Source organism: Mesorhizobium sp. M1322, from assembly GCF_040318085.1.
Taxonomy (GTDB): Bacteria; Pseudomonadota; Alphaproteobacteria; order Rhizobiales; family Rhizobiaceae; genus Mesorhizobium.
The window spans coordinates 1-18,307 of sequence record NZ_JAMYLP010000068.1; the positions used below are offsets into that span (position 1 = coordinate 1).

Annotated in this window: 22 protein-coding genes; 9 read left to right on the forward strand and 13 right to left on the reverse strand. The window is 62.6% G+C overall.

Annotated elements, in window-relative coordinates; translation table 11 throughout:
• Positions 1 to 120 precede the first annotated feature (120 nt).
• The 8 genes from pheT to infC form a co-directional block, all read right to left on the reverse strand.
• On the reverse strand, positions 121 to 2,529 hold the full coding sequence (gene pheT / locus NKH12_RS21945; RefSeq protein ID WP_352955052.1) for a phenylalanine--tRNA ligase subunit beta: 2,409 nt from the start codon (positions 2,527 to 2,529) through the stop codon (positions 121 to 123).
• Positions 2,526 to 2,951, reverse strand: coding sequence for a GFA family protein (locus NKH12_RS21950; RefSeq protein WP_352955053.1), 426 nt, complete (start codon positions 2,949 to 2,951; stop codon positions 2,526 to 2,528). Before NKH12_RS21950 ends, pheT begins: the two co-directional genes overlap by 4 nt.
• A complete protein-coding gene (pheS, locus tag NKH12_RS21955; RefSeq protein WP_352955054.1) occupies positions 2,948 to 4,033 on the reverse strand; it encodes a phenylalanine--tRNA ligase subunit alpha in 1,086 nt (361 codons plus the stop codon). Before pheS ends, NKH12_RS21950 begins: the two co-directional genes overlap by 4 nt.
• Before the next feature lie 96 nt (positions 4,034 to 4,129).
• Entirely contained in the window at positions 4,130 to 4,531 is a 402-nt protein-coding gene (rplT, locus tag NKH12_RS21960; protein ID WP_352955055.1) for a 50S ribosomal protein L20, read from the reverse strand.
• Between the two features lie 39 nt (positions 4,532 to 4,570).
• Complete coding sequence (rpmI, locus tag NKH12_RS21965; RefSeq protein ID WP_006201248.1) at positions 4,571 to 4,774, reverse strand: 50S ribosomal protein L35; 204 nt, start codon at positions 4,772 to 4,774, stop codon at positions 4,571 to 4,573.
• 160 nt (positions 4,775 to 4,934) lie between these two features.
• Positions 4,935 to 5,591 (reverse strand): methyltransferase family protein, encoded by a 657-nt coding sequence (locus NKH12_RS21970; RefSeq protein ID WP_352955056.1) that lies wholly within the window; start codon positions 5,589 to 5,591, stop codon positions 4,935 to 4,937.
• Between the two features lie 264 nt (positions 5,592 to 5,855).
• Entirely contained in the window at positions 5,856 to 6,473 is a 618-nt protein-coding gene (locus NKH12_RS21975) for a methyltransferase family protein (protein WP_352955057.1), read from the reverse strand.
• Positions 6,474 to 6,603: 130 nt separating this feature from the next.
• The gene (gene infC / locus NKH12_RS21980; RefSeq protein ID WP_077374810.1) at positions 6,604 to 7,140 is read right to left on the reverse strand and encodes a translation initiation factor IF-3; all 537 of its coding nucleotides are present in this window, start codon (positions 7,138 to 7,140) and stop codon (positions 6,604 to 6,606) included.
• Positions 7,141 to 7,351: 211 nt separating this feature from the next.
• Here infC and NKH12_RS21985 point away from each other — a divergent pair, with 211 nt between their 5' ends.
• From NKH12_RS21985 to NKH12_RS22000, 4 genes are all read left to right on the forward strand, one after another.
• Positions 7,352 to 8,128: an alpha/beta hydrolase gene (locus NKH12_RS21985; protein WP_352955058.1), complete on the forward strand. Its 777-nt coding sequence runs from the start codon at positions 7,352 to 7,354 to the stop codon at positions 8,126 to 8,128.
• 4 nt (positions 8,129 to 8,132) lie between these two features.
• Complete coding sequence (locus NKH12_RS21990; protein WP_352955059.1) at positions 8,133 to 9,275, forward strand: benzoate/H(+) symporter BenE family transporter; 1,143 nt, start codon at positions 8,133 to 8,135, stop codon at positions 9,273 to 9,275.
• Between the two features lie 117 nt (positions 9,276 to 9,392).
• Positions 9,393 to 9,878: a DUF2852 domain-containing protein gene (locus NKH12_RS21995; protein WP_352955060.1), complete on the forward strand. Its 486-nt coding sequence runs from the start codon at positions 9,393 to 9,395 to the stop codon at positions 9,876 to 9,878.
• A 100-nt stretch (positions 9,879 to 9,978) separates the two neighbouring features.
• Complete coding sequence (locus NKH12_RS22000) at positions 9,979 to 10,737, forward strand: M48 family metallopeptidase (protein ID WP_029347461.1); 759 nt, start codon at positions 9,979 to 9,981, stop codon at positions 10,735 to 10,737.
• Between the two features lie 8 nt (positions 10,738 to 10,745).
• On the opposite strand, the gene NKH12_RS22005 is transcribed toward NKH12_RS22000, so the two are convergent.
• On the reverse strand, positions 10,746 to 10,964 hold the full coding sequence (locus NKH12_RS22005) for a hypothetical protein (protein ID WP_352955061.1): 219 nt from the start codon (positions 10,962 to 10,964) through the stop codon (positions 10,746 to 10,748).
• A 142-nt stretch (positions 10,965 to 11,106) separates the two neighbouring features.
• Between NKH12_RS22005 and NKH12_RS22010 the strand changes: the two genes are divergently transcribed.
• From NKH12_RS22010 to NKH12_RS22030, 5 genes are all read left to right on the forward strand, one after another.
• Positions 11,107 to 11,766, forward strand: coding sequence for a phosphoribosylanthranilate isomerase (locus NKH12_RS22010; RefSeq protein WP_352955062.1), 660 nt, complete (start codon positions 11,107 to 11,109; stop codon positions 11,764 to 11,766).
• A 30-nt stretch (positions 11,767 to 11,796) separates the two neighbouring features.
• Complete coding sequence (trpB, locus tag NKH12_RS22015; protein ID WP_352955063.1) at positions 11,797 to 13,047, forward strand: tryptophan synthase subunit beta; 1,251 nt, start codon at positions 11,797 to 11,799, stop codon at positions 13,045 to 13,047.
• A 2-nt stretch (positions 13,048 to 13,049) separates the two neighbouring features.
• Positions 13,050 to 13,889: a tryptophan synthase subunit alpha gene (trpA, locus tag NKH12_RS22020; RefSeq protein WP_352955064.1), complete on the forward strand. Its 840-nt coding sequence runs from the start codon at positions 13,050 to 13,052 to the stop codon at positions 13,887 to 13,889.
• 36 nt (positions 13,890 to 13,925) lie between these two features.
• On the forward strand, positions 13,926 to 14,852 hold the full coding sequence (gene accD / locus NKH12_RS22025) for an acetyl-CoA carboxylase, carboxyltransferase subunit beta (protein ID WP_352955065.1): 927 nt from the start codon (positions 13,926 to 13,928) through the stop codon (positions 14,850 to 14,852).
• Between the two features lie 124 nt (positions 14,853 to 14,976).
• Complete coding sequence (locus NKH12_RS22030; protein WP_352955066.1) at positions 14,977 to 16,302, forward strand: bifunctional folylpolyglutamate synthase/dihydrofolate synthase; 1,326 nt, start codon at positions 14,977 to 14,979, stop codon at positions 16,300 to 16,302.
• A 192-nt stretch (positions 16,303 to 16,494) separates the two neighbouring features.
• Here NKH12_RS22030 and NKH12_RS22035 read toward each other — a convergent pair whose 3' ends face one another.
• The 4 genes from NKH12_RS22035 to trxA form a co-directional block, all read right to left on the reverse strand.
• Complete coding sequence (locus NKH12_RS22035) at positions 16,495 to 16,989, reverse strand: RES family NAD+ phosphorylase (protein WP_352955067.1); 495 nt, start codon at positions 16,987 to 16,989, stop codon at positions 16,495 to 16,497.
• 8 nt (positions 16,990 to 16,997) lie between these two features.
• Complete coding sequence (locus tag NKH12_RS22040; protein ID WP_077374772.1) at positions 16,998 to 17,348, reverse strand: MbcA/ParS/Xre antitoxin family protein; 351 nt, start codon at positions 17,346 to 17,348, stop codon at positions 16,998 to 17,000.
• 125 nt (positions 17,349 to 17,473) lie between these two features.
• A complete protein-coding gene (locus tag NKH12_RS22045) occupies positions 17,474 to 17,755 on the reverse strand; it encodes a cupin domain-containing protein (protein WP_065011517.1) in 282 nt (93 codons plus the stop codon).
• Between the two features lie 224 nt (positions 17,756 to 17,979).
• Complete coding sequence (gene trxA, locus NKH12_RS22050; RefSeq protein WP_027152031.1) at positions 17,980 to 18,303, reverse strand: thioredoxin; 324 nt, start codon at positions 18,301 to 18,303, stop codon at positions 17,980 to 17,982.
• Between the last annotated feature and the right edge of the window lie 4 nt (positions 18,304 to 18,307).

Genomic DNA, 18,307 nt, shown 5'->3' on the forward strand with positions numbered 1-18,307 from the left:
CAACCCGCTTCGAGAAAACCGCCCGCAATTACCGCGCCGTTGTCACTCTCGCGGCTATTGTCCTATGGTTGCGGTAACTGTCCACACGGCCTAGAAGGCGATCGCCGGGCATCCGCAAATTCAGCCGCGCAGCACGCCGCCGGTCTGCTTGTTCACATTCTCGACGATGCGCTTTGCCAGCGCCTCGAAATCCTCGTCGGTCAGCGTCTTTTCGACCGGCTGGATCGATACCTCGATGGCGATCGATTTCTTGGCAGCACCCAGCGACGCTCCTTCGAAAACATCGAAGACCGAGACGTTGGTGATCAGCTTCTTGTCGGCGGCAAGGGCGGCGCGGGTCAGCGTGGCGGCTTCGACCGCTTTGTCGACGACGAAGGCGAAATCGCGCTTGACAGCCTGGAAGGCGGACAGTTCGAGCTTCGGCTTTGTCCGCGTCGGCTTGGCCTTCGGCTCGGGCACGGCATCGACGAACACCTCGAAGCCGCAGAACGGCCCGGAGACGTCCAGTTCCTCCAGCGTCTTCGGATGGAATTCGCCGAAGGTGCCCAAGATGACTTTAGGTCCGAGCTTGATCGTGCCGGAACGGCCGGGATGATACCAGGCCGGGCCGCCGGCCTCGATCTGCAGCCGGTCGACCGGCGCGCCGCAGACTTCAAGTGCGGCGATCGCGTCGGCTTTGGCGTCGAACACGCCGACCGAACCGGCATTGCCGGCCCAATGACGGCCGGAGCCATCGAGCTTGGCCGTGCCGCGCCGCACGCCAGCGGCGACGCGCCGCTGCTGGTCGGCCGCATCGCCCTCATAGGTGCCGGACACTTCGAACAGCGCGACATCGCCGATGCCCTTGTCGGCATTGCGCTGCGCGGCGGCGATCAGGCCCGGCAGCAGCGACGGCCGCATGTCGGACATGTCGGCAGCGATCGGATTGGCGAGCTTGAGTGCGGTCTCGCCGCCGCCGAACAGTTCGGCATGTTTTGCCGGAATGAACGACCAGGTGACCGCCTCCATCATGCCGCGCACCGCCAGCGCCCGCTTGGCGGCGCGGGTGCGGACCTGCAGCGTGGTCAGGATCTTGGCATTGACGGCATCATGCGCGCCGAGCGGCTGCGGGGCGATGTTGTCGACGCCATGGATGCGCATGACTTCCTCGACCAGATCGGCCTTGCCGTCGACATCCGGCCGCCAGGACGGCACCGCTACATCGACGACATCGCCCGCGCCTTCCGGCTTGAAGCCGAGGCGCGAAAGGATGGCGAGACTCTCGTTCCTGGGCACCTCGATGCCGGTCAGCCGCTTCACTTCCGACAGCGGGAAGGAAACGATCTTCTCGTCATGGCCGGCATAGCCGATGACTTCGGTTTCGGTCGGCGTCCCACCGCAGAAATCCAGCACCAGCTTGGTCGCCAGCTCCACGCCGGGCACCATGAATTCAGGGTCGACGCCGCGCTCGAACCGGTAGCGCGCATCGCTGATGATGCCGAGCGTGCGGCCGGTGCGGGCCGTGGTCATCGGATCCCAAAGTGCCGATTCGATCAGCACGTCTGACGTGTTCTCGTCGCAGCCCGAATGCTCGCCGCCCATGATGCCGGCGATCGATTCGACGCCGTCCTCGTCCGCGATGGCGCACATATCAGGCGTCAGCGTGTATTCGCGGCCGTCGAGCGCCAGCACCTTTTCACCGTCACGCGCCCGGCGCACGGTAAGGTTGCCGGCGACCTTGTTCGCGTCGAAGACATGCAGCGGCCGGCCACGATCGAAGGTGACGTAATTGGTGATATCGACCAGCGCGCTGATCGGCCGAAGCCCAATGGCGATCAGCCGCTGCTGCAGCCATTTGGGCGACGGACCGTTCTTCACGCCTTTCACCAATCTCAGCGCGAAGCCGGGGCAGAGCTCCGGCGCCTCGATCGTCACCTTCACCGGGCACATGCCGCTGCCGGCATGCGGCATGATCGCGCCGCCGACGAGGCGGCCGAGCCCACTCGCCGCCAGATCGCGGGCGATGCCATAGACACTGGTCGCATCCGGCCGGTTCGGCGTCAGGTTGATCTCTATGACCGGATCGTCGAGATGCGCGTAGGCGGCGTAGCTGGTGCCGACCGGCGCATCGGCGGGCAGGTCGATGATGCCGTCATGCTCATCGGAAAGCTCGAGCTCGCGCTCGGAGCACATCATGCCGTGACTTTCGACGCCACGGATCTTGCCGACCGTCAGCGTCACGTCGATGCCGGGAATATAGGTGCCGGGTGCTGCAAAGGCGCCGATCAGGCCCGCGCGCGCATTGGGCGCGCCGCAGACGACCTGCACAGGGGCCTTGCCGTCGCCGATGTCGACCGTCAGGACGCGCAGCCGGTCGGCGTCGGGATGCTGCACCGCCGTCAGCACCTTGGCGATGACGAAAGGCTTCAGGCTCGACCTGTCGTCGACATGCTCGACTTCGAGGCCGATCGAAGTCAGCCGCTCGACGATCTCGGCCAGCGAGGCATCGGTCTCGAGGTGATCCTTGAGCCAGGAGAGGGTGAGTTTCATGACTGTGTTCCGTCTGATGGTCTGGGCACGCTGGTCTTCAAATGGCGTGGCAAGTCGTCCGGCATGTGCAGGAAGGGCAGTTGTTCGCGCACATGGGCATGGTGCTTCGGCTTGAAATAGGCCGGAATGTCCATGGCGCCGAGCATGAAATAGATGTGATCGGCCAGCCGCTCGTCGACATAGGCGATCGGCGAACCGCAGATGCCGCAAAAGGAGCGCGTCACGGGGCCGTTCTCGAACATCTTCAGCGCCTTGCCCGTGAAGGCGATCTGCTCGGTCAGAAAGCCGACAAAGGCCGAAACCGGCGCGCCGCTGGCCCGCCGGCAATCACCGCAATGGCAATAGCTGACATGGTGCGGTTCGGCCGAAGCCTCGAACCGCACGGCGCCGCAGCGGCAGCCACCGGTGTGGACCGCTGTCATGCGCTCAAGCCTCCGAACAGGGTCGGCATGTCGAGCGGCCGAAAACCGTAATGCGACAGCCAACGCACATCGGCGTCGAAGAAGGCGCGCAGGTCCGGCATGCCGTATTTCAGCATGGCGATGCGGTCGATGCCCATGCCCCAGGCAAAGCCCTGATACTCATCGGGATCGAGCCCGCCGTAGCGGAGCACGTTGGGGTGGACCATGCCGCAGCCGAGGATCTCCATCCAGTCGGAGCCTTCGCCGAAGCGCACCTCACCCGGCCGCGAACGGTCGCACTGGATGTCAACCTCCATGCTGGGTTCGGTGAACGGGAAGAAGGACGGCCGGAAGCGCATCTTGACCTGCGGCACCTCGAAGAAGGCCTTGCAGAACTCCTCCAGCACCCATTTCATGTTGGCGACATTGGCTGATCTGTCGATCACCAGTCCCTCGACCTGATGGAACATCGGCGAGTGCGTGGCATCGGAATCCTGCCGGTAGGTTTTTCCGGGAATAACGATGCGGATCGGAGGCTTCTGCACCTCCATGGTGCGGATCTGCACCGGAGAGGTGTGGGTGCGCAAAAGCTTGCGCTCGCCCTTCTCGTCCGGCTGGAAGAAGAAGGTGTCGTGCATCTCGCGCGCCGGATGGCCTTCCGGGAAATTCAGCGCGGTGAAATTGTAGTAATCGGTCTCGATATCGGGGCCTTCGGCGATGGCAAAGCCGAGGTCGCCGAAGATAGCGGCAATCTCGTCGCTGACTTGGCTGATAGGATGGATGCGGCCACGCTCGGCCGGCGATTGCCGCACCGGCAGCGTGACGTCGACCTTTTCCGCCGCGAGCCGTGCCGCGATCGCCACGTCCTTCAGCTCAGCGCGCCGCGCGGTAAGCGCCTCAGTGATACGGTTCTTGAGGCCGTTGATAGCCGGGCCCTTTATCTGGCGCTCTTCTGCGCTCATCGAGCCGAGCGTCTTCAGCATTTCGGAGACCGACCCCTTCTTGCCGAGCGCTGAAACACGCACGGCCTCGATCGCCTGTTCGTCGGCGGCCGACGCAATGTCGGTCATCAGGGAATTTTCGAGAGTTTCCATGTCACTCATGTTTCAGACTCGATTGGAGGCAAAGAAAAACCCGCGCCAGCCCTGCCAGCGCGGGTTTCCCAAATCAAGTGTCGAAGTTGCTTGGGAAGGCGCTGGTTAGGCTACAGCGCTTTCAAAAGCGTTCGGCGTGGTGTTCTTGAGGTATTCGAGCGCAACCTTGGCCTTGGCCACAAGCGCGGCAAATGCCTGCGGCTCGTGGATGGCCATGTCCGACAGGATCTTGCGATCGATCTCGATGCCGGCCTTGTTGAGACCGTCGATGAAGCGGCCATAGGTCAGGCCATGCTCGTGGGCCGCGGCATTGATGCGCTGGATCCACAGAGCGCGGAACGAACGCTTGCGGTTCTTGCGGTCGCGGTAGGCGTACTGCAGCGACTTTTCCACCGCCTGCTTGGCGATGCGAATGGTGTTCTTACGGCGGCCGTAGAAACCCTTGGCGGCTTTCAGGACCTTCTTGTGCTTGGCGTGCGAGGTGACGCCTCTTTTTACGCGTGCCATGTCATGATCTCCTTAAAACGTTGTCCAGCCCGAATGCTCTTAGAGGCCGTTCGGCAGAAAATTCTTGATGACCTTCTTGCCATCCGGTTCAGCCAGAACCATCGTGCCGCGGGCATTTCGAATGAACTTGTTGGAACGCTTGATCATGCCGTGACGCTTGCCGGCCGCAGCCGACAGGACTTTACCCGTACCTGTGATCTTGAACCGCTTCTTGGCGGCTGACTTGGTCTTCATCTTGGGCATTTTGCTACTCCGATTATGTGCGCATCATCGCGCTTGTTGTTCGCTTCAGGCCGACCAAAGCCCGAAAAGCAAATGAAACCGCCACGGCATGCCCTGCCGGGCGGTTTTTGGGAACGGCGGTGCTATACGTCAAAGCGGGGCGGCGCGCAACACCCTGTGCCTATGGGAAACGGAACAGCACCGGCAGTATGCCTGATTGCTGGGCGCCGTCGATCGATTCGAAAAACGGCATGGCGACGAGGAACACCAGTCCGTCCAGCAGCGTCGTCCGCAGCAGGCGCGGCTTGAAGCTGCCGGTGTTGCCTTCCTGATACAGCGAAAGCTTCGGGAAGAAGCGCGGCACCCGTGCCATATAGGCCTGGAATGGAGTACCGAAGGCCTCCTTCAGGAACTTCTCTTCGCGCAGGATGACGATATGAAAGGCGGCGGCGCAAATCACCGCGAAGCCGATCGCCGCAGTGATCGAGCCCATCTGCGCGCCGACGCCGGCGGCAGCTATCGAGGAGAAGACATAGAGCGGATTGCGGGTGATCGAATAGGGTCCGCCGGTAACCACCTCTGAGGATTTGCGTCCGCCGATATAGAGCGTCGACCACAAGCGCCCGACAATGCCGAGAAAGATCAGCAGAACGCCGACCATTTCGATCGTTTCGTGCGGCACGCTTTCGGGAGGAAAAGCAGATTGGCCAAACAGCAGCGCCGCGAACATGACGACCACGAGGGCGGCAAGCACCATCCTGCGCGCGTGCTGATATCTGCCCAGCGCACGCTTGGCCTGCGCTTGTTCGGCCCGCGCCGATTTAACTTCATTAAACATGTCGGGAATCCGATCGTCGAGGAATTTCGCCAGCGATCGCAGCGTCTGGCCAAGAAACAGGCGCCCCGCCGATCGCCGGGACGCCCTGCAGGATGATTCAGGCGAATTTAATGCATGTTGCCCAAAAGCCTGTCCATGCGCTTGACCCGAGGTTCGCAGCGGTTTTGGGACAACGACGCGCGAGGAAAAGAAGCGAGAAGGCGGGTGGCATGGCGCCTCCTTTGCCTACCCATCCCGCTCAATACAGCCAGAAGAGGACGGGAATTACACCGCTTTCCTGTCCGGACTCGATGAGTTCGAAAACGGTATGGAAGCCAGGAACATCAAGCCATCGCGCAGCGTGTGATTGAAGATGCGCGGTGTGAAGGTGACCTGGGCCTGATCGCGATAAAGCCGGGGATTGGGAAAAAACCGCGGCACTCGTGCGATGTAGTCCTTGTACGGCGCCCCGAGCACGGTCGTCAAATGCCGTTCCTCGCGCAGCGTGACGATGTAGAACGCGGCCGCGCACAAAACCGCCGACGCCACCGAGACGATCACGCTGCCGGTCTGGGCGCCGATGCCGGCGGCCGCTACGGTGGAGAAAAAATACAGCGGGTTGCGCATCACCGAATATGGGCCGGTAGCAACCACTTCGGCCGACTTGCGGCCGCCGATATAGAGGATCGACCAGAGCCGGCCGCCGATCCCGATCAGTATCAGGGCGATCCCGTACTGCCCCTCTATGCGTTCGTGGCCTAGTTCATCGTGCGTGGAGCCCCCGAAGATCAGCAAGGCGCAAAAAGCACCGATCAGCAGCGCCAGCAGGACGCGCCGGCGCCGCTGATAGCGGCCCATTTCGTCGAACGACTTTTCAATCGGAGAACGTGCCGCAGCGGCCATGGGACAATCCTTTCGCCGCGAGGCCGGCAACCAGAATCCTTGTCGATGCAACTTGCGGAGAAATCATGGCGAAGACAAAGACAAAAACAAAAGGCCGCCAAAGCGGCCTTTTGTTTTTGACGGGATCGCTTTAGCGGGGCGCCAGCACCATCATCATCTGGCGGCCTTCGAGCTTCGGTTCGGCTTCGACCTTGGCGATGGGCGCCACTTCCTCACGAACTTTATTCAGAAGCTGCATGCCGAGTTCCATATGCGCCATCTCGCGGCCGCGAAAGCGCAATGTCAGCTTGACCTTGTCACCTTCCTCGAAAAACCGCCGGACCGCTTTCATCTTGGTCTCGTAGTCATGGCTGTCGATGTTCGGGCGCATCTTGATCTCCTTGATCTCGATGACCTTCTGGTTCTTGCGCGCCTCGGCCGCCTTCTTCTGGTTGGCGTATTTCAGCTTGCCGAGATCGAGAATTTTTACGACGGGCGGCACTGCGTTGGGCGATATCTCGACCAGATCGAGCCCAGCCTCTTCGGCGAGCAGCAATGCGTCGTTGATGGAGACATCGCCATGGTTGTGGCCTTCGGCGTCGATAAGTTGGACCCGGGGAACCCGGATGTCACGGTTGGAGCGCGGGCCCTCCTTGGTGGGCGCCGTTGCTTTGAAAGGTCTGCGAATGGTCGTGGTCTCCTTGAGCCGTTTCGTTCAGGGTTTTTCAGTTCAGATTGCGAACGCGCCAATGTGGTGAGCGCGCGGCCGGAGTCAATAGCACAGCGTTCTCAGGAAATCACCTGTTCCCTGCCTTCAGCCTGTACCAAATGAAGAAAGTTGCCGAGCACTTTTCGTTGAACCGCCAGCTGTGTCAAAAGACCTGCGTGAGGAGTGAGCCATGACCGCACCGGTTTTTCTCGACGTCGACGGAACCAGCATCGCTGTCAGGCGCGCTGCGGGTGCCGCACCAGGCATCGTCTGGCTCGGCGGCTACAAGTCGGACATGCTGGGCACCAAGGCCGAGAAGCTGGCGGAATGGGCGAGCGGGCAAGGCCGGGCTTTCCTGCGCCACGACTATTCCGGTCATGGCGAATCGGGTGGCGCCTTTGCCGACGGCACCATCTCGAACTGGCTTTCGCAAAGCCTCGCTGTCTTCCGCCATTTCACGCAAGGCAGTCAGATCCTGGTCGGCTCGTCGATGGGCGCATGGATCGCGCTGCGCATGGTCCAGGAACTGCGCCAAAAATTGTACATGGCAGGCGAGAACCGCATCGCCGGCCTGGTGCTGCTGGCGCCGGCGTCGGATTTCACTGCAGAGCTGGTCGAGCCGGCGCTGACCAAAGCGCAGAAGCGGGATCTTGCCAAAAAGGGTTTTTTCGAGGAGCCGTCGGGCTATTCGGCCGAGCCTTACATCTACACCCGAGCGCTGATCGAGGACGGCCGCAACAACCTGACAATGAACGGGCCGATCGACACCCATTGCCCCGTCCATATATTGCAAGGGCTGGCCGATGCCGACGTGCCGCCGAGCCATGCGCTGAAACTGGTCGGCCTGCTGCCGGCCGACGACGTCACGCTGTCGCTGATCCCCGACGGCGACCACCGTCTGTCGCGACCTCAGGATCTCGACATGCTGGTGCGGGCGGTCGACGCCATGGTGCGGCAGGCAGGCTAGGGACATGCGCATTTCCATTCCGGTATCCGCCTTCGTCGCGGCGATTGTCGGCTTCGGCGGCACGCTGGCCATCGTCATCGCTGCCGCCAAGGCGGTTGGCGCGACGCAGGTCGAAACCGCCAGCTGGGTGACGGCGATCTGCCTCGCCATGGCGATCGAGAGCTTGTGGCTGTCATGGCGCACCAGGATGCCGATCATCGCCGCATGGTCGACGCCAGGGGTGGCGCTGATCGCGGCATCGAGCGGCTTTTCGATCGGCGAGGCCGTCGGCGCCTTCATCGTCACCGGGATTTTGCTGATTGCCACCGGCCTGTTCAGGCCTTTGACCAAGCTGATCGCCAGGATACCGGCCTCGGTCGCGTCGGGGATGCTCGCCGGCATCGTCGTCACCTTCGCCATTAATGCGGTGAAGGCAATTCCCATCGACCCGTGGCTGATCCTGCCGCTGATCGCCGCCTTCTTTGTCATCCGCTTGTTCAATCCGGCGCTCTCGGTGCTGGCGGTGCTGATCGGCGGCGGCGCTGCCGCCTTCCTCACCGGCCGGGTCGGTGGTCTGCCGACCCCGGAACTTTCGACATTGACGCTGATTGCGCCGCAGTTCACCGTCACAGCGATCATCGGCCTGGCGCTACCGCTCTATCTCGTCACCATGGCCTCGCAGAATCTGTCCGGCCTGGCTGTGCTGAGGGCCGCGGGCTATCACCCGGAACCTGGCCAGCTGATCGGCGTCACCGGCCTGCTTTCGCTGCTGTCGGCGCCGTTCGGGGCCTCGACCACCAATCTGGCGGCGATCTCGGCGGCGATCTGCACCGGTCCCGATGTGCATCCCGATCCGGGCGAGCGCTGGAAGACCGGTCCCTTCTACGCGCTTGCCTATCTCGTCTTCGCCATTTTCGGCGCCTCGCTGGTGGCGATCTTCGCCGTGCTGCCGCAGAGCCTGATCGTGCTGGTGGCCGGACTGGCGCTGATGGCGCCGCTCGCCAACGCGCTGTCGATCGCCTTGAAGGAAGACGGCGAACGCATGGCCGCCACCGTCACCTTTGCCGTCACCGCTTCGGGGCTGACGCTGTTCGGCGTCGGCGCGGCGTTCTGGGGGCTGATTGCGGGCCTGGTCGTTCTTTTCCTCGAAACGCTCAAAAAGCGATAAGCATTTCAAACGATTATCCGGTTTTGGCCGGCGCTGTCTTGAATCGCGGTTTTTCCCATCCCATTTCGATTCCACGCAGCCGGGATTGGCTGTCTCCAACTGAAGGATTGGGAGAAAATGAACACATCTGCATTGATCCGTCCGGCCTGGACCCCGGCGACCATCGCTCTGATGGTGATCGGCTTCATGGTGTTCTGGCCGCTCGGCCTCGCCATGCTCGCCTACATCATCTGGGGCGACCGGCTTGAGGGCTTCAAGCGCGACGTCAACCGCGCGACCGACGGCATCTTTGCCGGCTGCCGCCGCGGTTCCGACAAGGCGGCGCGCTGGGGCCACGGCTCCGCCCGCACCGGCAACGTCGCTTTCGACGACTGGCGCGAAAAGGAACTCGAGCGGCTCAATGAAGAGCGCCGCAAGCTCGACGAGATGCTGAGCGAGTTCGACGAATATGCCAGGGAATTGCGTCGCGCCAAGGACCAGGAAGAGTTCGATCGCTTCATGGCGAACCGCAACAAGCCGACATCTCCTACAACTGGTGGATCGACCGGCTCGACGGGGACTGGCAACGGTGGCAAATCCACGCCAGGCCTACTGGACGAGTGACGCACTTGGCCTGATATAAATAATCAAAAACGGCGTCGCGTCAGCGGCGCCGTTTCTTTTTTGTTCTATTCGTTTTCCTCGAATCACGTATCGTCCCGCCATGTCATTCGGCTTCTTCCGCAACCTGACCAAACCCAGGCCCGCCCCCGTCGTGGAGCGGGAGCATTGTGTTGCCGGCCGCACGCTGCCGCTCAAGATCGTCGAGAGCGACCGGGCACGGCGCCTGACGCTGCGCATCGATTCCGGCGGCCGTGGTCTGCGCATCACCGTGCCGCCGGGCCTGCGGCGGGGCGAGGTCGAAAAATTCCTCGATCGCCATCAGGACTGGCTGGAGCAGCGGCTGGCCAAGGTGCCCAACCGGCCGCAGGTGCGGCCGGGCATAAAGATACCGGTGCGCGGCGTGCCGCATCGCATCGTTCATGAGCCTTCGAAACGCGGGACCGTCACGCTGTCGCGCGACGAACGCGGCCCGCTGATGATCGTGCATGGCGATCGCGTGCACCTGCCGCGCCGCATCGCCGATTTTCTCAAGCGCGAAGCCAAGCGCGAGATCGAGGCGCTGGTGGTCAAGCATACCGGGGCGGTCGGCAAGCGCGCCAAGGCAATCCGCTTCAAGGACACGTCGAGCCGCTGGGGGTCGTGCACGTCGGACGGCAACCTGTCCTTCTCCTGGCGCATCATGATGGCGCCGCGACCGGTCATAAACTACCTCGTCGCGCATGAGGTGGCGCATCTCAAGGAGATGAACCACGGCCCGAAATTCTGGAAATTGTGCGAGCAGCTCTGCCCGGACACCGAGCGCTGCAAGGATTGGCTCAAGCGCAATGGCGGCGCGCTGCAAGCGATCATGTTCGAGTAGATCGCCGATCAATCGTCGTTGGCAGCGTTGAGCTCTTCAGGACGCAAACCTTCGTCGGTATGGCGCGGCCATGGCAAGAAGTCCTTCTTGAAGGTGTCACTGCCGAAATAATCCAGCGCGCGGTGTGCCTCGGCGCCGTTGAAGGCAGCCTTGTCCATCAAATGAGCGATGACCTCGCGGGCCTGCGCGATCTTCTGCCTGAGTTGGGCGACGGTCTCGTCTGCCATGCTTGTTTGCTCCCGCCTCTACTATCTGAAGTAAGGTAGCGCGTTCCGCTCTCTTGTCTTAGGAAGGTAGCGCGTTCCGCGCTGGCGGCAAACAGGACGCTTTTTCTCGACTCTTTTGCCGTTTCGTGCCAATCCCCGCGCCATGGCGCTCGACATCAAGATATGCGGATTGAAGACCGACAAGGCGTTGGCCGCGGCAGTGGCCGGCGGCGCCAGCCATGTCGGCTTTATTTTCTTCGCCAAAAGCCCGCGCTATGTCGAGCCGGCGGAAGCCGGCCGCTTGCGCGAAGCGGCAATCGGCAAGGCCAAGGCGGTTGCCGTGACGGTCGACGCCGGCGATGCGTTTCTGGATGAAATCGTCGAAAAAATGCGTCCGGACATGCTCCAGTTGCATGGTTCGGAAACGCCGGAGCGGGTGGCCGAGATCAAGGGCCGCTATGGCCTGCCGGTAATGAAGGCGCTGCCGGTCAGCGAGGCTGCCGACCTGGAGCGGATAAGACCCTACGTCGGCATAGCTGACCGTTTCCTGTTCGACGCCAAGCCGCCGAAGGGTTCGGAACTGCCGGGCGGCAACGGCATTGCCTTCGACTGGCGCGTTCTGGCCGGCCTTGACGCAGGCGTCGATTACATGCTTTCCGGTGGGCTCAACGCCGCCAATATCGGCGATGCCTTTCGGCTTGCCAACCCGCCCGGACTAGACATTTCCTCGGGCGTGGAAAGCGCACCGGGCGTCAAGGATCCGGCGCTGATCGAACAATTTTTCCGGGCCGTCAGGGCAGCACGCGACAACCGCGCGGCCTGACCATGCTTCAAACCAACTAGGAGATCGGCGATGAACAGGCCGGCGATACCCAATTCCTTCCGCACCGGACCCGACGAGCAGGGTATGTTCGGCATCTTCGGCGGTCGTTTCGTTGCCGAAACGTTGATGCCGCTGATCCTCGACCTCGAGCGGCACTGGAACGAGGTCAAGGACGATCCTGATTTCAAGGCCGAACTGACTAACCTTTCAACCCACTATGCGGGGCGGCCGTCGAAGCTTTATTTCGCCGAAGGCCTGACCAGGCATCTTCGCGAGGTTTCCTCGGCGAAGGGTCTTGGGGGCGGCGCAAAGGTCTATTTCAAGCGCGAGGATTTGAACCACACCGGCTCGCACAAGATCAACAATTGCCTCGGCCAGATCCTGCTGGCTAAGCGCATGGGCAAGAAGCGCATCATCGCCGAGACCGGCGCCGGCCAGCACGGCGTCGCGTCGGCTACGGTGGCGGCGCGTTTCGGTTTTCCTTGTGTCGTCTATATGGGCGCCACCGACGTCGCGCGGCAAAGCCCGAACGTCTTCCGGATGAAGCTGCTCGGTGCCGAGGTGCGGCCAGTGACGGCCGGCCACGGTACGCTGAAGGACGCCATGAACGAAGCTCTTCGGGATTGGGTGACCAATGTCGAGGACACCTATTACCTGATCGGCACCGCCGCCGGCCCCCATCCTTATCCGGAGCTGGTGCGCGACTTCCAGTCGGTGATCGGCATTGAGGCGCGCGCCCAGATCCTCGAGCAGGAAGGCCGGCTGCCGGACACGATCATCGCCGCCGTCGGCGGCGGCTCGAACGCCATCGGCCTGTTTCACCCGTTCCTCGACGACCGCAGCGTAAAGATCATCGGCATCGCGGCCGGCGGCCGCGGCCTCGACGGCATCGAGCATTGCGCCTCGATGAGTGCCGGCGCGCCCGGCGTGCTGCACGGCAACCGCACCTATCTCCTGCAGAACGCCGACGGGCAGATCATGGACGGGCATTCGATCTCGGCTGGCCTCGACTATCCGGGCGTCGGGCCGGAGCATTCCTGGCTGCGCGACAGTGGCCGCGTCGACTATGTGCCCATCCTCGACGACGAGGCGCTGGAGGCATTCCAGCTGACGACGCGCGTCGAAGGCATCATTCCGGCGCTCGAATCCGCCCATGCCATCGCGCATGCGGTGAAGATCGTACCCGCCATGGACAAGGACCAGATCGTCATCGTCAACCTGTCCGGCCGCGGCGACAAGGATGTGCATACGGTGGCCAATATGCTGGGCATGGAGATCTGATCATGACCACCCGCATCGACCGCCGCATGGCCAAGCTGAAGGCCGAGGGCCGCCCGGCGCTCGTCACCTATTTCATGAGCGGCGACCCGGACTACGACACCGCTTTGTCGATCATGAAGGCGCTGCCCAAGGCAGGCGCCGACATCATCGAAATGGGCATGCCGTTTTCCGATCCGATGGCCGACGGCCCGGCGATCCAGGCCGCCGGCCTGCGCGCGCTGAAAGGTGGCCAGACGCTGGTCAAGACGCTGAAGATGGCGTCGGAATTCCGCGCCGCCGACCAGGAAACGCCGATCGTTTTGATGGGCTACTACAATCCGATCTACATCCATGGCGTCGACCGCTTCCTGAGCGACGCGCTGGCCAGCGGCATAGACGGGCTGATCGTCGTCGATCTGCCGCCGGAAATGGATGAGGAATTGTGCATTCCGGCGCTGAAGGCCGGCATCAATTTCATCCGGCTGGCGACGCCGACCACCGACGACAAGCGCCTGCCCAAGGTGCTGCAGAACACCTCCGGCTTCGTCTACTACGTGTCGATGACCGGCATCACCGGTTCAGCACTTGCCGACACCGGCAAGGTGGCGGCGGCGGTCACGCGCATCAAGGGCCATACCGACCTGCCGGTCTGCGTCGGCTTCGGCGTCAAGACCGCCGAACAGGCGCGCATCATCGGGGCGTCGGCCGACGGCGTCGTCGTCGGCACCGCGATCGTCAATGCGGTCGCCAATGTTCTGGGACCGAAGGGCGAAAAGACCGCCGATCCGGCCGAGGCGGTCGCCACGCTGGTCAGCGAGCTTTCGCAAGGCGTGCGTGCGGCCCGCCTTGCTGCCGCCGAATAACCGTCCTACCTCTTCGTCAGGACAGGAGCCGAAGCGATGAACTGGATCACCAACTACGTTCGCCCGAAGATCAATTCGATGCTCGGCCGGCGCACCGACATGCCTGAGAACCTCTGGATCAAGGATCCGGAGACCGGCGAGATGGTCTTCCACAAGGACCTGGAGCAGAACCAGTTCGTCATCCCGTCCTCCGGCCACCACATGAAGATCTCGGCCAAGGAGCGGCTGAAATTCTTCTTCGACGACGGCAAGTACGAGATGCTCGAAAATCCCAAAGTGGTGCAGGACCCGCTGAAATTCCGCGACGAGAAGCGCTACACCGATCGGCTGAAGGATGCCAAGGCCAAGACCGGGCTGGAGGACGCGATCATCAATGCACTGGGCACCGTCGAAGGCCTGCCGGTGGTGGTGACCGTGCAGGACTTCGCCTTCATGGGCGGCTCGCTCGGCATGGCCGCCGGCGACGCCATCGTTCGTGGCTTCGAGGTCGCAGTGCAACGCAAGCGGCCGCTGATCCTGTTCGCGGCCTCCGGCGGCGCCCGCATGCAGGAAGGCATCCTCTCGCTCATGCAATTGCCGAGAACCACGATCGGCGTCGATCGGCTGAAGGAAGCCGGCCTTCCCTATATCGTCGTCCTGACCAACCCGACCACCGGCGGCGTCACCGCCTCCTACGCCATGCTGGGCGACGTGCACATCGCCGAACCCGGCGCGCTGATCGGCTTTGCCGGGCCGCGCGTCATCGAGCAGACCATCCGGGAAAAGCTGCCCGACGGCTTCCAGCGCTCCGAGTATCTGATGGAGCACGGCATGGTCGACATGGTGGTGTCGCGGCTGGAGATGCGCCAGACGATCGCGCGGCTGCTGAAAATGCTGCTCAAGCTGCCGGAAGAAGAAAAGCCGCTGGAACCGGAAATCCTGCCGCCGGTGGCGCTCCCGGCGGAAACACGCCCGCAAGCCTGACGCGACATCCTTCGTCGCGAACCGCGATTGCGTGCCATTTGTGGCGCTGTAGCATCTTGATTTCGCGCATGATCCTTTCCGAAAATCGATTTCGATTTTCGGGGTCATGCGCTAGGATTCTCCCATGACCACGCTTGCCGCCGACCGCGAAATCGAAAGCCTGATGTCGCTTCATCCGAAGGGCTTCGATCTTTCGCTCGACCGCATTTCGCGGCTGCTGGAGCGGCTGGGCAATCCGCAGAACCATCTGCCGCCGGTCATCCACATCGCCGGCACCAACGGCAAGGGCTCCTGCGCCGCGTTTTCGCGGGCGCTGCTCGAAGCGGCCGGCCACCGCGTCCATGTCCACACATCGCCGCATCTGGTGAACTGGCATGAGCGCTACCGGCTGGCCGCCGACGGCGGCGGCAGACTGGTCGAGGACAAGGTCTTCGCCGACGCCATCGCCCGCGTCGCCAAGGCCAATGAGGGCCAGAAGATCACCGTCTTCGAAATCCTCACCGCCGTCACCTTCCTGCTGTTTTCCGAACATCCGGCAGATGCCGTCATCATCGAGGTCGGTCTCGGCGGCCGCTTCGACGCCACCAATGTCATCACCGAGCCGGCGGTGTCGGTTATCATGCCGGTCTCGCTCGACCACGAATCCTTTCTCGGCGACCGTGTCGAACTGATCGCCGCCGAAAAGGCTGGCATCATCAAAAGCGGTTGTCCGGTGGTCATCGGCGCGCAGGAAAGCGAGACGGCGCTGCAGGTGCTTATCGAAACCGCCGAGCGGCTCGACTGTCCCGCCTTCGTCTACGGCCAGGATTTCCTCGCCTTCGAGGAAAACGGCCGGATGGTCTATCAGGACGAAGACGGATTGATGGACCTGTCACCGCCGCGCCTGCCCGGGCGCCATCAGTTCGCCAATGCGGCGGCGGCGATTGCGGCAGCCAAGGCGGCGGGCTTCGAGATCAGCCATCGCGTCGCCGACAAGGCAATGGCCAATGTCACCTGGCCGGGGCGGATGCAGAAATTGCCGCAAGGCAGACTGACGGTACTGGCGCCGACGGGCGCCGACATCTGGCTCGACGGCGGCCACAATCCGGGCGCCGGTGTGGTCGTCGCCGAAGCACTTGCCGAGCAGGAGGAAAAGAACCCGCGGCCGCTGTTCCTGATTTCCGGCATGATCAACACCAAGGACCAAAGCGGTTATTTCCGCGCCTTCAAGGGTTTGGTGCGGCATGTCTACACGGTGCCGGTGAGCCTCAGCGAGGCCAGCGTGCCGAATGACGAATTGGCGATCCGCGCCGTCGAGGCCGGCCTGTCGGCCGAACCGGTGAGCTCCGTCGCCAACGCGCTGATGCTGCTGCGCGACACATGGGACGGACCGCCACCGCGCATCCTGATCAGCGGCTCGCTCTATCTGGCCGGCGCGGTACTGGCCGAAAACGGCACACCGCCGACCTGATCTATTCTGCCGGACCTCCGGTACCAAGAGGCCAGAGCAATTCCAGGAAAAGTAGGTCGCGGTTTTCCGGGAAAAGCGCGTAGCGCTTTCCTAGGGAATTGCGTAAAACAAATACTTAGAGAGCGGTTCGGCGGTTCTATCGAAAGCTGAACGCTCCAGAACGCGGGAGCGATTGCCAAGTCATTGCGCTTCTCACGACAGTCTGCCTTCGTCGTCGATCAGCGCGAGCCGCCACGGAGGATCATCGCCCCATTTCCATAGAACGAGGTTGAGATCCGTCTCGACAGCGCCGGCCGCAAAGCTGCGAACAAGCATGGCTGGATAGCCCTTCGCGATCAATCGGCGCGCCAAAGCCTGCGTTCTTGCTTCTCCGCTTGCCTGCATCTGATCCCGCCACGCGCTGTCGGCAAGAGCTGTTGCATCCAACCCTTCATCCTTGAGCGCGGCCTCGTCCCGGCTGTCGAAAACACTTGCGATTTCGGCGTCATAGGAAACGAGCGTCGTCGGCTGGAGATTGCCGACCTGGTTGGCCTCGCGCAGAGCGGTTATGACGGTCAGTGATGTATAGAGCGCCGGCGTGCCCTTCGGGTTGAACCGCCCGCCAAACAATGCGGCGCCGCGCCCCGAGAGCGGTTCACGTGCGTAGATTGGGTTGATCGCCCGAAACAGTTTGCCGCGGTAGTGCATCAGTTGTGTCAGGCGTGAACGCCGGCATCGATCGCATCGACATATTCAAGCACCTCAGCGGCCCGCCCGCCGCGCACAAGCTGCATGGCCGTCTGTCCCGAAAAGCCGGGCAGAGGCTCGGACCGGTACCAGGCATACGCCATCAGCGCGGAGCCAAAGCGCGGTTCAACCTTGTTGATGATTTCAACCATCTCGCGCAGGCGGCGCTGCGTCCTGTCGGAACGGATGCGTTCCTTGCGCTGAACGGCGTCGCGACCGAGCCCGGCAGTCCGGGCCACTTCCTCGCTGGTGGTGCGCAGCGCCTCGGCGATTTTTCTTGGGGCAAAGAACCCACCGTCCGCGTACTGGACCAGAGCCATCTCAGCCTTCCTTCAATCCACACATTTTCTGACGTAATGTAGCGTCAATATGAGTGGCATTCAAGCGGACTCTTCCCAATACGGTCCTGCCTCCACCGGCGATGTTGCGAGGGTCTGCTCCCGCGTTACTTCAGCTCGATCTCGATGAAGGCATACTCGCCCTCATTGGCATTGATGACGTCATGCTCCACGCCCTCCTTGCGGAAATAGGGCGCGCCCTTCTTCATTTCGGCGAAGGATTCGCCGTCCTTGGTCAGGAGCTTGAGCTTGCCGTCCATCAGCGGCACGATGACGTAATCATGGCCGTGACGGTGCCAGCCGGTGTTGTCGCCCGGCGCGAAGCGGTATTCGGTGACGATGACGCGCTCATTGTCGATGAAGACGGTGGCCTTGGCGGATCCGGTCATGTCGTTCTCCTGCTTTAAGCCAGACAAGAACATGAGCCGGCAAGTGGCGAGTGCCAGGGCGGACCAGCGCATGACCCAGAAAATCGCATTCGATTTTCTGGGTCATGCGCAAGATCAAGTGCTACAGCGTCCTTTGCGCGTCCAAGGGACGCGCGGCGCTGTAGATGACGCCAACAAAAAGCCCGGCGCGAGGGCCGGGCTTGATTGCATAGATTCAGGTCGGATCAGGCGAGATTGCCGTTGATCCAGTGCGACAGCGCCGTCTTCGGCGCGGCACCGACCTTCATGTCGGCCATTTCGCCGCCCTTGAAGATCATCAGCGTCGGGATCGAGCGCACGCCGAACTGCGCGGCCAGCTCGGGATTCTCGTCAATGTTGAGCTTGGCGATCTTGACCTTGCTGCCGAGTTCGATGGCGATGTCTTCCAGCGCCGGCGCGATCATCTTGCACGGGCCGCACCACTCCGCCCAGAAATCGACGACGACCGGCTCCTTGGCATCAAGCACATCGGTCTGGAAATTGCTCTTGTCGACCTTGACGGTGGCCATGCGA

Bases quoted from the DNA above. Each gene is read 5' to 3' on its own strand.
- pheT (WP_352955052.1), bottom strand. From the start codon at position 2,529: ATGAAACTCACCCTCTCCTGGCTCAAGGATCACCTCGAGACCGATGCC.
- NKH12_RS21950 (WP_352955053.1), bottom strand. From the start codon at position 2,951: ATGACAGCGGTCCACACCGGTGGCTGCCGCTGCGGCGCCGTGCGGTTC.
- pheS (WP_352955054.1), bottom strand. From the start codon at position 4,033: ATGAGTGACATGGAAACTCTCGAAAATTCCCTGATGACCGACATTGCG.
- rplT (WP_352955055.1), bottom strand. From the start codon at position 4,531: ATGGCACGCGTAAAAAGAGGCGTCACCTCGCACGCCAAGCACAAGAAG.
- rpmI (WP_006201248.1), bottom strand. From the start codon at position 4,774: ATGCCCAAGATGAAGACCAAGTCAGCCGCCAAGAAGCGGTTCAAGATC.
- NKH12_RS21970 (WP_352955056.1), bottom strand. From the start codon at position 5,591: ATGTTTAATGAAGTTAAATCGGCGCGGGCCGAACAAGCGCAGGCCAAG.
- NKH12_RS21975 (WP_352955057.1), bottom strand. From the start codon at position 6,473: ATGGCCGCTGCGGCACGTTCTCCGATTGAAAAGTCGTTCGACGAAATG.
- NKH12_RS21985 (WP_352955058.1), top strand. From the start codon at position 7,352: ATGACCGCACCGGTTTTTCTCGACGTCGACGGAACCAGCATCGCTGTC.
- NKH12_RS21990 (WP_352955059.1), top strand. From the start codon at position 8,133: ATGCGCATTTCCATTCCGGTATCCGCCTTCGTCGCGGCGATTGTCGGC.
- NKH12_RS21995 (WP_352955060.1), top strand. From the start codon at position 9,393: ATGAACACATCTGCATTGATCCGTCCGGCCTGGACCCCGGCGACCATC.
- NKH12_RS22000 (WP_029347461.1), top strand. From the start codon at position 9,979: ATGTCATTCGGCTTCTTCCGCAACCTGACCAAACCCAGGCCCGCCCCC.
- NKH12_RS22005 (WP_352955061.1), bottom strand. From the start codon at position 10,964: ATGGCAGACGAGACCGTCGCCCAACTCAGGCAGAAGATCGCGCAGGCC.
- NKH12_RS22010 (WP_352955062.1), top strand. From the start codon at position 11,107: ATGGCGCTCGACATCAAGATATGCGGATTGAAGACCGACAAGGCGTTG.
- trpB (WP_352955063.1), top strand. From the start codon at position 11,797: ATGAACAGGCCGGCGATACCCAATTCCTTCCGCACCGGACCCGACGAG.
- trpA (WP_352955064.1), top strand. From the start codon at position 13,050: ATGACCACCCGCATCGACCGCCGCATGGCCAAGCTGAAGGCCGAGGGC.
- accD (WP_352955065.1), top strand. From the start codon at position 13,926: ATGAACTGGATCACCAACTACGTTCGCCCGAAGATCAATTCGATGCTC.
- NKH12_RS22030 (WP_352955066.1), top strand. From the start codon at position 14,977: ATGACCACGCTTGCCGCCGACCGCGAAATCGAAAGCCTGATGTCGCTT.
- NKH12_RS22035 (WP_352955067.1), bottom strand. From the start codon at position 16,989: ATGCACTACCGCGGCAAACTGTTTCGGGCGATCAACCCAATCTACGCA.
- NKH12_RS22040 (WP_077374772.1), bottom strand. From the start codon at position 17,348: ATGGCTCTGGTCCAGTACGCGGACGGTGGGTTCTTTGCCCCAAGAAAA.
- NKH12_RS22045 (WP_065011517.1), bottom strand. From the start codon at position 17,755: ATGACCGGATCCGCCAAGGCCACCGTCTTCATCGACAATGAGCGCGTC.
- trxA (WP_027152031.1), bottom strand. From the start codon at position 18,303: ATGGCCACCGTCAAGGTCGACAAGAGCAATTTCCAGACCGATGTGCTT.